Annotated in this window: 8 protein-coding genes; 1 reads left to right on the top strand and 7 read right to left on the bottom strand. The window is 74.0% G+C overall.

The features are described from left to right. Positions 1 to 155: 155 nt before the first annotated feature. Entirely contained in the window at positions 156 to 2348 is a 2193-nt protein-coding gene (locus BLT82_RS01870; RefSeq protein WP_244291778.1) for a SpoIIE family protein phosphatase, read from the bottom strand. A gap of 29 nt (positions 2349 to 2377) precedes the next feature. Beyond that, positions 2378 to 3724, bottom strand: coding sequence for a DUF6777 domain-containing protein (locus BLT82_RS01865; protein ID WP_093651986.1), 1347 nt, complete (start codon positions 3722 to 3724; stop codon positions 2378 to 2380). Positions 3725 to 3902: 178 nt separating this feature from the next. Between BLT82_RS01865 and BLT82_RS01860 the strand changes: the two genes are divergently transcribed. Continuing rightward, entirely contained in the window at positions 3903 to 5177 is a 1275-nt protein-coding gene (locus tag BLT82_RS01860) for a streptophobe family protein (RefSeq protein ID WP_093651985.1), read from the top strand. A 181-nt stretch (positions 5178 to 5358) separates the two neighbouring features. Here the strand turns inward: BLT82_RS01860 and BLT82_RS01855 are convergent, their stop codons facing one another. From BLT82_RS01855 to pucD, 5 genes are all read right to left on the bottom strand, one after another. Further along, positions 5359 to 5976: an SH3 domain-containing protein gene (locus BLT82_RS01855; RefSeq protein ID WP_093651984.1), complete on the bottom strand. Its 618-nt coding sequence runs from the start codon at positions 5974 to 5976 to the stop codon at positions 5359 to 5361. Positions 5977 to 5986: 10 nt separating this feature from the next. After that, positions 5987 to 8587: an FHA domain-containing protein gene (locus BLT82_RS01850; protein ID WP_093651983.1), complete on the bottom strand. Its 2601-nt coding sequence runs from the start codon at positions 8585 to 8587 to the stop codon at positions 5987 to 5989. Positions 8588 to 8928: 341 nt separating this feature from the next. Next, positions 8929 to 10089: an XdhC family protein gene (locus BLT82_RS01845; protein ID WP_093651982.1), complete on the bottom strand. Its 1161-nt coding sequence runs from the start codon at positions 10087 to 10089 to the stop codon at positions 8929 to 8931. 42 nt (positions 10090 to 10131) lie between these two features. Next, positions 10132 to 11595, bottom strand: coding sequence for an NCS2 family permease (locus BLT82_RS01840; RefSeq protein ID WP_093651981.1), 1464 nt, complete (start codon positions 11593 to 11595; stop codon positions 10132 to 10134). A gap of 347 nt (positions 11596 to 11942) precedes the next feature. Further along, complete coding sequence (gene pucD, locus BLT82_RS01835) at positions 11943 to 14351, bottom strand: xanthine dehydrogenase subunit D (RefSeq protein WP_093651980.1); 2409 nt, start codon at positions 14349 to 14351, stop codon at positions 11943 to 11945. Position 14352: the final 1 nt, after the last annotated feature.

Raw genomic sequence — 14352 nt, 5'->3', positions numbered from 1 at the left:
GCCCTCGGGCGCGCCGCGTGCGGACAGCGTCGTTCCGGCCCGGGGCGCGCGCACGGCGCACACCGTGGGCGTGAGACGTGCACCGCCCCACCCGAACGCGAACGCACGCCGCTCCCGATGCCGGCCCGCCGCCCCCACCGCCGTACGCGGCCCGGTCACCCCGCCCCGCCCCGCCGCCGTACGCGGCCCCGGTCACCCCCGGCCACGCCGGGCGGCATCGTGGCCGTGAGCCTCAGCAGCAGCAGTGCCACGTCGTCGGCGCGCTCGTGCGTCTGGGCGGTGTGCGCCACGAGGCTGTCGGCGACCTCCTCCAGGACTCCGCCGCCCACGTGCGCGAAATGGGCCCCGAGACCGGCGAGTTCCTCGTCGAAGTCGGCGTCCGGGAGTTCGATCAGGCCGTCGGTGTAGAGGGCGAGGACGGAGCCGTCGGGCAGGGGCACCTCGGTGGCCGGGTACGAGGCGCGGGCGTCGACGCCGAGCAGCGTGCCGCCGGGCACGTCGAGCACGCTCACGGAACCGTCCGGTGCGCGCAGCAGCGGGTGCGGGTGGCCGGCCCGGGCGATGAGGGCGCGCCGGTTCGCCGGGTCGAGTTGCACGTACACGCAGCTGACGAACAGATCGGCGTCGAGGTCCATCAGGAGCCGGTTGGTGCCGGCCATGACCTCACCGGGCGGTCTGCCCACCGCGGTGAAGGCGCGGATGGCGGTACGGACCTGCCCCATCAGCCCGGCCGCGGCCACGTTGTGGCCCTGGACGTCCCCGACCACGGCGGCCGGCCCGGCCCCGGGCACCCGTATCAGGTCGTAGAAGTCGCCGCCGATCTCCAGTCCGCGGGTGGCGGGCAGATAGCGGGCGCAGTGTTCGAGTCCGGGCACCCGCGGCAGGGAGTGCTGCATGAGTGCCGCCTGGAGGCCGTGGGCGAGGCGGTGCTTGGCGTCGTAGAGCCGGGCCCGCTCCAGGGCCTGGGCGATGAGGCTGACGAGGCTCGTGAGTACGGCGCGGTCGTCGGGCGAGAAGTGGTGGGGCTCGGCGTAGCCGAGGACGCAGGCCCCCACCGTGCGGCCGGAGGCGATGAGGGGCAGATACGCCCAGGCGGCCATGCCGTCGCGGGTGCCGACCCTCGCGGGATAGACCTGCTCCAGCTCCCGGCGGCTCTCGAAGAACGACGGCACTCCGGTGACCAGCGCCTGCGTACCCGGGGTGTGGGCGGTCAGCGGCGTCCCGTGGAAGCGCTCCACGATGTGCGGGTCGTCGTACCCGCGGTGCCCGACGACGCTGAGCCGGCCCGCCTCGGCGGTGAGGACCACCAGGGACTGGCAGCCGACGGCGGGCATGAACTCGGCGCCGACCATCCGGATGACGTCGTCGACCCCGACCGCCTCGGTCAGCCCGCCGGCCAGACTGAGGACGTGGGAGATGGCGACCAGCCGGGGCGGCGAAGGCTTCGCCGCGCTCCGCTCCGTGCGGCGGTCCGTACGCGCGGGCGCGATACGGACGCTGATGCCCGTGGTGCTGGGGTGCAGCCGGAACGACAGCCAGTCCCGCGGCGGCCGCAGGGCCACGAACGACGTGGGCTGCTGGCTGATGAGGGCGGCGCGGTAGCGGTCCTCGTAGACGGGGTCGTTCAGCCAGGGCAGCGCCCCCCACAGCTGACGGCCCTGCAACTGCCGTGGAGCCAGGCCGAGCAGGTCCGCGGCGGCGGGGTTGAGGAAGGTGATCCGGCCGTCGAGGTCGAGCGAGCACAGCCCTTCGGGGATGCGCTCCAGCAGGTGCACCGCCTCGGTCGCGGCGGTGCCGGAGGGGCGTTGGCGGTCGCCGAGGACGTCGGGCTCGGTGCGGAGCGAACCGCCGGTCTCAACGATCCTCCGCAGCCGCAGGGCGAGACGTTCGCAGGCGGAGGTGAGGTGTTCGCGCTCCCGGTCGGACAGGTCGGGCGCGTGCGCGCCGGGCCAGGTCACGAACACCGACCCGTACACGGTGTCGTCGGTGGCGACGGGCAGTGCCGCCAGCGAGAAGGGGTACGGCAGCACCACGGCGATCCGGGGGTAGCGGGCGGCCATCTCCTCCTCGCCGCCGACCCAGACCAGCCGCCGGTCGCGGGCGGCATCGGCCACGGGGATCGGCGCGGAGATCCCGACCCGCTCCCAGGGGGCGGCGAAGGCCCTCGGCAGCCCGGCCATGACGGCCATCTCCAGGGCCCTGCCGTCGGGCGAGAGCAGATACACCGCACCGGCGTGGGCCTCGACCTCGTCCATCATTCCGGCGAGCGCCAGGGAGAGCACCGGCTGCGCGCCCCTGCCCGCGGGACCCGGCCCGGGCGCGGGCGGGGCCGGGGGAACGTCCGTCACCGCCGGCTCACCTCCTCCGCGTCCCGTCGTCAGGGCGCCTGGGCCGGGGACGACGGTGTCCCGGCGGGCGGGACGACGACGTCCGGCAGCGACGGCGGGACGAGGTCCTCCTGCCCGGGCGGCGCCTCCGAGGTCGGGGGCGGGTTGCCGGGGACCGTCCCACCCGTCGCCGGTGGCGGGGCGGGCGGCTCCTCGGACGCGGGGCCGGTCGGCGGCTGGGCCGGGGGCACGCTCCCGGTGGTGTCCTCCGCGGGACGGCCCGGCGAGGTCTCCTCCCCCGGGCTCCGCTGCCCGGGCGTGGCGGTGCCGTCGGTGGCCGGGCCGGGCGGCGTCGTGGTGCCGGACCCGGGGCTCTCGCGCTCCGGGCTCCCGGACGTGTCCTCGTCGGACGGGCGGGCTGTCGCCTCCTCGGGCGGGACGAGGACCGGGGTGGACGGGTCCCGCGGCGGCGGCGCCGGCCGGTCCTTCTCCCCGTCGTCGCCCTTCTCGCGGGCGAAGTAGTCCTGCTCCCGCGGGTCGTACACGACGAAGACCTCGACGGGCCGCGGCGCCGGGGTGACGGCGACGGTCTCGGCCGGGTTGTAGCCCGGCCAGGCGTCGCCCTTGCGCTCGGCGGGGCCCCGGGCGAAGACCGGCGGCAGCAGCGGGTTGCCGCAGGCGCAGCGCACGCGCGGCACGCCGCGGTCGTCCACGAGGACGGCGGTGCCGGTCTGCAGGACGGCCTGGTACGGGCGCGCGGCGCCGTCCGTGAAGCCGTGGTTGGTGACCCGGGTGTCCATGCGCAGGGTGACGGGCGTCAGGGAGCGCAGGTACGCGGGGACGGAGGCCGGGGCGAGCCCGAGGGCCGAGGCGAAGGCCCGGTTCCGGTCCGGCTCGTCGGCGAGGTACCGGATCTGCTGCTCGGTGTCGCAGCTGGCGGTCTTCTCCGTGCCGCCGTAGAGGCCGGGTGTCGCGCCGTCGACGCCCCGGGTGACGTTGGTGCCGGCCGGAGTCGGGCTCGCCGGGGAGGCGGGGAGTTTGGCGCGCGGCTGCGGAGTCTCGGGGACCTTCGCCGTGGACCGGGTGAAGGGGTCGGGGCCGGTCGCGGAGGCGGCCTGGAGCTGGATCTCGGTGCCGGTTCCGCCCGTGCCGCCGGGCCGGGTGAGGACGACGACGAGCGCGGCGGCCACGACGACGACCGCGGTGAGCACGGCGATCCTCGGAACCGAACGCCACCAGGGGCCCGTGCCGCCGGGACCGCCGCCCGTGGGGCCGCCGGGACCACCGCGCCCGGCGCCCGGCGGCGCGGGCGGAGGCGGCGGAGGTGTCTCCTCCCCGCCCGAGAGCGGGCCGGAGGGAGGTCCTGCGGGTCGCCCCGACGGCGGTGGCACGCTCACGGGCCCTACTTCCCAGACCGGGGCGTCCGTTCCCGGAGGTCCCGGATTCACCCGGCTGCGCCGGAGATCGAGGGTGCTCTTCCCCCAATTGTGTGCCCGGCCGCGGCGGGGCACGCAAGCCGAACCGGTCGGACCAGCAGGGCGCGCGGCGGGGGTTGCCGCTGTTTACGGTGGCACCGTGAGCCAGCAGCCACGCACTCCCCGGACCGGCGCCGCGCACGGCCTGCGCGCCTGGCGCGACGCGCTGGTGGCGGTCGTGGCGGGCTTCGCCGCGATGCTCGTCGTGGCTGCGGCCGGTCTGTGGGCCGCGGGTGCGGCGGACCTTCCCGACGGCGCGTTCCCGCAGGTCGTGGCCGCGGTCGTGGTCCTGGCGGCCGGCGGCGAGGTGGCGCTCGCCGGGGACGCGGGGTTCGTGGCGCAGTCCCAGGCCGAGCTCACGGTGATGCCGCTGTCGGTGAGCCTCGTGGGGGCCCTGGTGACGGCGGCGGCGTTCCTGCGGCCGTTGCGGTACCGCGCCGTGGCGGGGACCCGCGAACTGCTGGGCCGGTTCGCGCGGCTGGCGGTCCTGTGGCTGGCGGCCCTCGCCGGGCTCACCGCCGTGGCACGGAAGACGTTCCGGATCTCGCTCGGGGAGGACTCGCCGCTGTCCGACATCGGCGAGTTCCTGGACGCCGCCCCGCAGGTCGGCTTCCGTGCGGAGACGGGGCCCACGCTGCTGTACGGACTGCTGTGGCTGATCGGGGTGACCGCCCTGGCCCTCATCGTGTCGCGCAGGGCTCCGCTGCCCCCGCGGCTGGTGGGCTTCCAGGAGGCGGTGCGTCCCGCCGCCCACGCCGTGGTGTGGCTGCTGCTCGCGTACGTGGTGCTGGGACTGTGCGTCGGCGTCGTGGTCGCGGTGACCCAGGGGCACCCGGGCCGTACCTTCGCGGTGATCCTGCTCGGACTGCCCAACCTCGTCTGGCCGGCCCTCACCCTCGGTCTCGGCGCGACCTGGGAGGGCAAGGTCGAGGGGCCCTTCGGGCTGCCGATGCCGCAGGTGCTGGACGCCGTACTGCGCGGGGAGGACCGCTCGACGCTGAACGTGGCCACGCTGGCCGAGCAGGACGGGCGCGCGTGGTGGCTGGTGGTCGTCGCCGCGGTGCTGGTGCCCGCGGCTGCCTTCCTCATGGCGGTGCGCTCCCCGGCCCGGACGAAGCCCTGGCAGCACGCCCTGCGCATGGGGTTGGCACTGGCCCTCACGGTGCTCGTGGTGTGTCTCACCGGCCGGATCGCCGCGCGCTTCGGCCTCTCACTGCTCGGTGTCGGCGACCTCGGGGACCTCGGCGGGGAGGTGTCCCTCCAGCCCCGGTTGTGGGCGGCGGTGGGCATCGGCCTCGCCTGGGGCCTCGTCGCCGGCCTGCTCGGCTCCCTGCCGGCGGCACCGCTGCGGCGCCGGGGCGAGGTGGAGGACTGAGCCGCCGTCCGGTTCGCGGGGGGCAGGTCGGGGCGCGCCCGCGGGCGTGCGCGCGACCGGGGCGTACGGGTTGGCGGGGAGGCTGCCGTACGGGCGTCGATTGGCGCACGCCGTGGACAGGGCAGAGGGCCGGGCGCACGGAGTGCCCGGGGCCAGGGGGTCAGGCGCCGGGCGCCGGGCGTCAGGCGGAGGTGCCCCGGCCGCGGCCCGTCTCGGTGATCTGCGTCGGTGGCGCCGGAGTCGCGGGCCGGCCGGGTGCGGTGGTGCGCCGGGGCTGCTGCGACGAGGACTCGCGCGGTGCCTGCGGGGGCGCGGTGACGGCGAACGGGGCCAGCTGGGCGCCGTCGCAGTACACCCACCGCTCGTGCTCGGCGTCGTACAGCCAGAGCGTCTCCCCGTCGACGACCATCCCCAGCCGCATCCCCCGCGTGCGCCGGCGGAACGTCTCGCGGTCGGCCCGGCCCGTGGCGAGTTCGTCGGCGGCCCGGCGGTACTGGGACAGCACCTCCTCCGCCCTGGCCAGCAGCGGCTGCGGGTCGGACGTGCGGTCCAGCGGCTGCCCGGCCGACGGCGGGGCCTGCGGCACGGCGACGAGCAGCCGCCCGTCGACCCAGGCCGACCATCCGTTGGCGCACATGACCCGCCCCCAGTCGCCGCGCCGGTCGACGAGTTCGACCGGCAGGAACGGGTCGAGGGGCGCGCTGGGGCTGCTGACGTCCGGGGCCTGCCAGGTGGGCAGGCCGTCACCCGGTACGACGTGCGTCGGGCTGAAGCCGGGGACGGCTGCGGGTTCGGTCATCGGCACCCCGTCACTTCCGCATGACCGCGGGCTCGTGCCGCCGCAGCAGCATCGCGACGACGAACCAGAGCGCCACGCTGAGCAGCACCATCACGCCCATGTTCGTCAGCCACACCGCGGCGGAGTGGTCGAAGAGCGGATCGGCGGTGTCCTTTCCGGGCACGATCCGGGCGAGGTCGACCGTGCCCGCCATCGCGGCGAAGGCCCATCGCGCGGGCACCAGCCAGCCCAGCTGCTCCATGCCCACCACGCCGTCGAGCTTCAGCAGCGCACCGCAGAAGACGATCTGGACCATGGTGAGGAGCACCAGGAGCGGCATGGTGACCTCCTCCTTGGGCACCAGCGCGGAGATCACGAGACCGAGCATCATCGAGGTGAAGGACAGCAGCGCCACTGCCAGGGTGATCTCCAGCAGCGGAGGCAGGAGCACGCCCATGCCGCCGGGCGCGTTCAGGTCCACGCCGGCGAGGCCCACGAGGGTGAGGACGATCGCCTGGACGACCGTGATCGAGCCGAGCACGACCACCTTGGAGGTCAGATAGGCGGATCTGGAGAGGCCGACCGCGCGTTCCCGCCGGTAGATCACTCGTTCCTTGACCAGCTCGCGCACCGCGTTCGCCGCCCCCGTCAGCACCCCGCCGACGCAGAGCACGAGCAGGGCGTCCATGGTGGTGTCCAGGGTGAACTTGCTGCCGGCCAGGGCCCGGGCCATGACGCCCATGCCGAAGGGCAGCGCGATCATGATCACGATGAAGGTGCGGTCGGCGCTCAGCACCGACACGTAGCGGCGGACCAGGGTCCCCAGCTGTCCCAGCCAGCTCTGCGACTTGGGCGGTGGCGCCGCCGCCACCGGCGTCCGGTCCGGCCCGGCGCGCGGCTGGGGGCTGAGCGCGATGTACTGGCGGTGCTGCGGCGACGCCCGGTAGTCCCCCGCCCAGTCGCGGTCGTGGTCGTTCTCGAACGCCTCGAACGCCTCCGGCCACTGGTCGAAGCCGAAGTATTCCAGGGCGTCCTCGGGTGCGCCGAAGTAGGCGATCCGGCCGCCCGGCGCCAGGACCAGCAGCCGGTCGCACACGTCGAGGTTGAGCACGCTGTGGGTGACCACGATGACCGTGCGGCCGTCGTCGGCGAGTCCGCGCAGCATGTGCATCACCGAGCGGTCCATGCCCGGGTCGAGCCCCGAGGTGGGCTCGTCGAGGAACAGCAGGGACGGCTTCGTCAGCAGTTCGAGCGCGACGCTGACGCGCTTGCGCTGGCCGCCGGAGAGCGAGTGGATGGGCTGGTCGGCGCGCTGCTCCAGGCCCAGTTCGCGAATGACCTCCTCGACCCGCGCGTCGCGCTCCGCGGGCGCCGTGTCCTCGGGGAAGCGCAGTTCGGCGGCGTAGCCGAGGGCGCGGCGCACCGTGAGCTGGACGTGCAGGATGTCGTCCTGCGGTACGAGCCCGATGCGCCGGCGCAGTTCGGCGTAGTCGCGGTACAGGTCGCGCCCGTCGTAGACGACGGTGCCGTGCTCGGCGGGGCGGAGCCCGGTGAGCGCGTTGAGGAGCGTCGACTTGCCGGCACCGCTGGGTCCGACCACGGCGAGCAGGCACTTCTCCCCCACCGGGAACGACACGTGGTCGAGGAGGACCTTGCGGCCCTCGTCCACCGTGACGGCCAGGTCCTGCACGTCGAGCGAGATCTCCCCGGAGTCCACGAACTCCTGCAGTTCGTCGCCGACGAGGCGGAACGTGGAGTGGCCGATGCCGACGGTGTCACCTGCCGAGATCCCCGCCTGGGTCACCGGCTGGCCGTTGAGGTACGTGCCGTTGTGGCTGCCGAGGTCGACGATCTCGTAGCGGCCGTCCAGGTGGGCGCGGAGCTCGGCGTGCCTGCGCGAGACGATGAGGTCGTCGATGACGATGTCGTTGTCGGCGGCGCGGCCGATGCGGACCGTGCGGGTGGGCAGCGGGCGTACGGTCGTGGGCTGCCGGAACGTGCTCGTGGGAGCGGCCCCCGTGGCGGCGGGGGGCGGTGCGCCGTTCGGCGGGCTCGGTTGCGGCGCGGGCGGGGCACCCGGTTCGCGCCGGGGTTCGCGCCCGGCCGCGGCGCGGGCGGCGGGTGAGGGGGTTCCGGGCGCCCGGGATTCGGGCGAGGGGGCTCCCGGCTCGTGACGCGCGGGGGCTCCGGGCTCGCGGGCGCCGGGCGAAGGGGTTCTGCGCACCGGGGTTCCGGGGCCGGGCGCCGCGGGGGCGGAGCGCTCCGGGGGCGGAGCCGCCGAGGGCCGCGCCGGCGGCGCCTCGGGCTCTGCCGCCGTGCCCACCAGCACGGCACGCGGCCCGTCCTGCGGATTGCCGAAGCGAATGACACTGCCCGGTCCCACGCCCCACTCATGGACGCGGCGGCCGTCGGCGTACGTGCCGTTGGTGCTGTTCTCGTCCTCGACCGTCCAGTGGTCCGCGACGGTCCTGAGGACGGCGTGGTGCCAGGACACCCGGGCGTCCTCGAGGACGATGTCGCTCAGTGGATCCCGCCCGACGTGGTAGTCCCGGCCCGGGCTCATGAGCGTCGAGCCCCCGTCGGTTTCGATGACCAGCTCGGGCGCGGTCGGCGCTGCGGGCCGCTCAGCCATGCGACGATTTTAACTTTCGCCCCCTATGTCCGCCCGGTCACGGTCGGGAGGCCGGGCTGACACCGGGACGCACTGCGGCCGTGGCGCCACGCGCCGCGAGCCCGAGCGGGGACCGGTGGCCGGCGTAGAGGCAGCGCGGCCCCATCACGTCAGGGGGCACTTGCGACCCGACTGCCCGGGAGAGCGCCGCAGGTACCGGACGCGGCAGCGCCCGGCAAGGACCCGGGCGCGGCAAGCACAGGCCCGCGGAGGGGCGCCGCAACCGGGAGAGGCACCAGCCCGGCAGGAGGAGCACGGACGCGGCGCGGCAGGGATCACCTGGCGGCCCGGCGGCCTCCGCCTCAGGCGACGGACCCGACGGCCTGGACGGCCTGGACGGGAATGCGCGGGCCGTCGTGGTGGATCGGCGCGCGGGAGCCCGCCAGCGGGACGCCGCTCCCCCCGCGGCGAACGGCGACGATCTCCGCCGCGATGGACAACGCCGTCTCCTCGGGCGTACGCGCCCCGAGGTCGAGGCCGATCGGCGAGCGCAGACGCGCCAGTTCGAGTTCGCCGACACCCGCCTCGCGCAGCCGGGCGTTGCGGTCCTCGTGGGTGCGGCGCGAACCCATCGCGCCGACGTAGGCGACGGGCAGCCGCAGGGCCCGCTCCAGCAGCGGTACGTCGAACTTGGCGTCGTGGGTGAGGACGCACAGCACCGTGCGGCCGTCCACGTCGGTGGACTCCAGGTAGCGGTGCGGCCATTCGACGACGATCTCGTCCGCGTCGGGGAAGCGCTGCTTCGTGGCGAAGACGGGGCGGGCGTCGCACACGGTCACGTGGTAGCCGAGGAACTTGCCGGCCCTGACGAGGGCGGAGGCGAAGTCGATGGCCCCGAAGACGATCATGCGCGGGGCGGGGACGCTGGACTCGACGAGCAGGGTGAGCGGGCGGCCGCAGCACGAGCCGTCCTCGCCGATGGCGGCGGTGCCGGTGCGCCCGGCGTCCAGCAGGGCTCGGGCCTCGCCCGCGGCGGTGCGGTCGAGTTCGGGGTGACCGCCGAGAGTGCCTTCGTACGAGCCGTCGGCCCGGACGAGGAGTGCACGGCCCATCAGTTCGCCGGGCCCGTCGGTGATCCGCGCGACCGCCGCCGGCCGCCCTTGTGCGGCGGCGGCCAGCGCTGCCGCGAGGACGTCCCTGGCGGGAGAGTCGGCGCGGACGGGGGTGACGAGGATGTCGATGATCCCGCCGCAGGTCAGCCCCACGGCGAAGGCGTCGTCGTCGCTGTAGCCGAAGCGCTCGAGGACGGTCCGGCCGTCCTCGAGCGCCTGCCGGCACAGCTCGTAGACGGCGCCCTCCACGCATCCTCCGGAGACCGACCCGATGGCCGTGCCGTCGCTGTCGACGGCGAGCGCGGCGCCGGGCCGGCGGGGCGCGCTGCCGCCGACGGCCACGACGGTGGCGACGGCGAAGTCACGTCCCTGCCCGACCCACCGGTTCAGCTCGTCGGCGATGTCCAGCATGTCGGTCTCCTCGGAATCGTGGATGCGTGGAGGGCACGGGGGTCAGTGGACGCCCAGCCAGCCTTCGATCGGGTTCAGGGCGAAGAACACGATGAAGATCGCGGTCAGGGCCCACATGAAGCCGCCCACCTCGCGGGCCTTGCCCTGGGCGGCCTTGATGGCGACGTACGAGATGACGCCCGCGGCCACGCCCGGGGTGATGCTGTACGTGAACGGCATCAGCACGACGGTGAGGAAGACCGGGATGGCGACGGAGCGGTCGCCCCAGTCCACGTGCTTGGCGTTCTGCATCATCATCGCTCCGATGACGACCAGGGCCGCGGAGGCGACCTGGGGCGGCACGATCGCGGTGAGCGGGGTGAAGAAGAGGCAGGCGGCGAAGAACAGTCCGGTGACGACGGAGGCGAGACCGGTCCGGGCGCCCTCGCCGACACCGGTGGCGGACTCGACGAACACGGTCTGGCCGGAGCCGCCCGAGACACCGCCGATCGCACCGCCGGCGCCGTCGATGAACAGCGCCTTCGACAGTCCCGGCATCCGGCCGCGTTCGTCGGCCAGCTTGGCCTCCGTACCGACGCCGATGATGGTGGCCATGGCGTCGAAGAAGCCGGCGAGCACCAGTGTGAAGACGATGAATCCCACGGTGATCGCGCCGACTTCGCCCCAGCCGCCGAACTCGACGTGCCCGAAGAGCGAGAAGTCGGGCATGGAGACGGCGCCGCGGGAGAGCTCCGGCGGGGACATGTTCCAGGCCTTGGCGTCGAGACCGGCGATGCTGTGGACGGCGACGGCGACGACGGTGCCGACGACGATGCCGATGAGGATCGCGCCGGGTATCGCACGTGCCTGCAGCATGAAGATCAGCAGCAGGGTGAGGCAGAAGATCAGCACCGGCCAGCCGGCGAGTTCACCGCCGGCGCCGAGCGTGACGGGCGGGCCGAACTCCGAGCCCTTGCCGACGAACCCGGCCTTGACCAGGCCGATCAGCGCGATGAACAGGCCGATGCCCATCGTGATGCCGTGCTTGAGCGCGAGCGGGATCGAGTTCATGATCAACTCGCGCAGGCCGGTCACCACCAGAAGGCAGATCACCACGCCGTACATCACGCACATGGCCATCGCCTGCGGCCAGGTCATCTGGGGAACGACCTGCGAGGCGAGGACGCCGGAGACGCTCAGACCGGCCGCGAGGGCGAGCGGGACCTTGCCGACGAAGCCCATCAGCAGGGTGGTCGCCGCGGCCGCGAAGGCAGTCGCAGTGATGAGTCCCGGTTGGCTGAGGACGTTGCCGGCGACGTCCTTGCCGTTGAGGATCAGGGGGTTGAGCAGGAGGATGTACGCCATCGCCATGAAGGTGGTGATGCCGCCGCGCACCTCGCGCGCGACCGTCGATCCTCGTTCGGAGATGTGAAAGTACCGGTCGAGCCAGGACCGCCCGGCGGGGACGCGCGAGCCGGGGCCGGCGTCCTCCGCGGTGGTCCTCGGCTCCACTGACGACTGGGTCATGGTTGCCTACTCCCAAGGTTCACAGGGGCACCCGCATCGCACTTGAAACCTGGTCAAGCTGCGGGATTTGGGATCTTGCGTTGGCTGCACGACCCGGGGGACGGCCCGAGACGAACGGTCTGCGGGGAGGGGACCCGGCGGGGGGCCCGCTCCGCAGTTCTTCGGGTGTTGCTGGTGCCGGGGCACCGCGAGCGGTGTCCGGCGTCCCGGGGACGGATCCCCGGAAGTCCGGTCCCCCCGGAGGGGGGTGGCCCGGGAGCGTCCCGGGCGGGGTGGCCCGGGGTCCCGGGGGACGGTGGTCCCCCGGAACCCCCGCGGCTCAGGTGCCGCCTCGGCTCAGGTGCCGGTCAGGTGCCGGTCAGGTGCTCCGGGCGTACCGGCGTCCTGTTGAGCTCCAGACCCGTCGCGTCGCGGATCGCCGCGAGGACGGCCGGCGTGGAGGACAGGGTCGGGGCCTCGCCGATGCCGCGGAGCCCGTACGGGGCGTGCTCGTCGGCGAGTTCGAGCACGTCGACCGGGATCGTCGGGGTGTCGAGGATGGTGGGGATCAGATAGTCCGTGAAGGAGGGGTTGCGCACCTTCGCGGTCTTCGGGTCGACGATGATCTCCTCCATGACGGCCACTCCCAGACCCTGGGTCGTGCCGCCCTGGATCTGACCGACCACGGACAGCGGGTTCAGCGCCTTGCCGACGTCCTGCGCACAGGCCAGCTCGACCACCTTCACCAGGCCCAGCTCCGTGTCGACCTCGACAACCGCGCGGTGCGCCGCGAACGAGTACTGGACATGGCCGTTGCCCTGGCCGGTGCGCAGGTCGAAGGCCTCGGTCGGGCGGTGCCGCCACTCGGCCTCCACCTCGACGGCCTCGTCCTCCAGCACGTCCACCAGGTCGGAGAGGACCTCGCCGCCGTCGGTGACGACCTTGCCGCCTTCGAGCAGCAGCTCGGCGGTGGCCCAGGCCGGGTGGTAGGAGCCGAACTTGCGGCGGCCGATCTCCAGGACCTTCTCGCGGACCAGCTCGCAGGAGTTCTTCACCGCCCCGCCCGTGACGTACGTCTGGCGGGACGCGGAGGTGGAGCCTGCGGAGCCGACCTGCGTGTCGGCCGGGTGGATGGTCACCTGGGTGACGCCCAGCTCCGTACGGGCGATCTGGGCGTGGACGGTGACACCGCCCTGGCCGACCTCCGCCATCGCGGTGTGCACGGTCGCGACCGGCTCGCCGCCCACGACCTCCATGCGCACCCTGGCCGTCGAGTAGTCGTCGAAGCCCTCGGAGAAGCCGACGTTCTTGATGCCGACCGCGTAGCCGACACCGCGGACGACGCCCTCGCCGTGGGTGGTGTTGGACAGTCCGCCGGGCAGGGCGCGCACATCGGCCTCGCCGCCCGCGACCTCCCACTGGCGCTCCGGCGGGAGCGGGCGGGACTTGACGCGGCGCAGCAGCTCGGCGACGGGGGCCGGGGAGTCGACCGGCTGGCCCGTCGGCATGATCGTGCCCTGCTCCATGGCGTTCAGCTGCCGGAGCTCGACCGGGTCCATGCCGAGGGCGGCCGCCAGCTTGTCCATCTGGGCCTCGTAGGCGAAGCACGCCTGGACCGCGCCGAAGCCGCGCATCGCGCCGCAGGGCGGGTTGTTGCTGTAGAGCGCGATGGCCTCGATGTCGACGTCGTCGACGACGTACGGGCCGACCGACAGCGAGGCGGCGTTGCCGACGACCGCCGGGGAGGCCGAGGCGTACGCGCCGCCGTCCAGGACGATCCGGCACTTCAGGTGCGTGAGCTTGCCGTCCCGGGTGGCGCCGTGCTCGTAGTGCAGCTTCGCCGGATGGCGGTGCACATGGCCGAAGAAGGACTCGAAACGGTTGTAGACGATCTTGACCGGCTTGCCGGTGCGCAGCGCCAGCAGGCAGGCGTGGATCTGCATCGACAGGTCCTCGCGGCCGCCGAAGGCACCGCCGACGCCGGAGAGCGTCATCCGCACCTTCTCCGCGGGCAGGCCGAGGACCGGGGCGATCTGGCGCAGGTCGGAGTGCAGCCACTGGGTGGCGACGTACAGGTCGACGCCGCCGTCCTCGGCGGGCACGGCCAGGCCGGACTCCGGGCCGAGGAACGCCTGGTCCTGCATGCCGAAGACGTACTCGCCCTCGACGATGACGTCGGCGCGCTTGCGGGCCTCCGCCACGTCGCCGCGGACGATGGGCTGGCGGTGCACGATGTTCGGGTGCGGGACGTGGCCGATGTGGTGGTCGTCGCGGTTCTCGTGGACGAGGACCGCGTCGGGTGCCGTCGCCGACGCCTCGTCGGTGATCAGCGGCAGCTCGGCGTAGTCGATCCTGATCCTGGCCGCGGCGCGGCGGGCCGTCTCCGGGTGGTCGGCGGCGACGAGGGCCACCGGCTCGCCGTGGTGGCGGACCTTCCCGTGGGCGAGAACCGGCGTGTCCTGGATTTCCAGCCCGTAGTTCTTCATCTCGGCGGGCAGGTCGTCGTAGGTGAGCACCGCGTACACGCCGGGCATCGCGACGGCCTCGGAGACGTCGATCGACCGGATCTCGGCGTGCGCGACGGTGGAGCGCAGCGTCTGGCCCCACAGCATGTCCTCGTGCCACATGTCCGAGGAGTACGCGAACTCGCCGGTGACCTTGAGGGTGCCGTCGGGGCGGAGGGTGGACTCGCCGATGCCGCCCTTGGTCTGCGAACCCTGCGTGACCTTGGTGGGGGTGCCGGCCGGGACGGCGGCGACTCGTGGATTCAGCGCCATG

The sequence above is a fragment of the Streptomyces wuyuanensis genome (genome assembly GCF_900103455.1).
Taxonomy (GTDB): Bacteria; Actinomycetota; Actinomycetes; order Streptomycetales; family Streptomycetaceae; genus Streptomyces; species Streptomyces wuyuanensis.
This window is presented reverse-complemented; position numbering and strand designations above follow the sequence as displayed.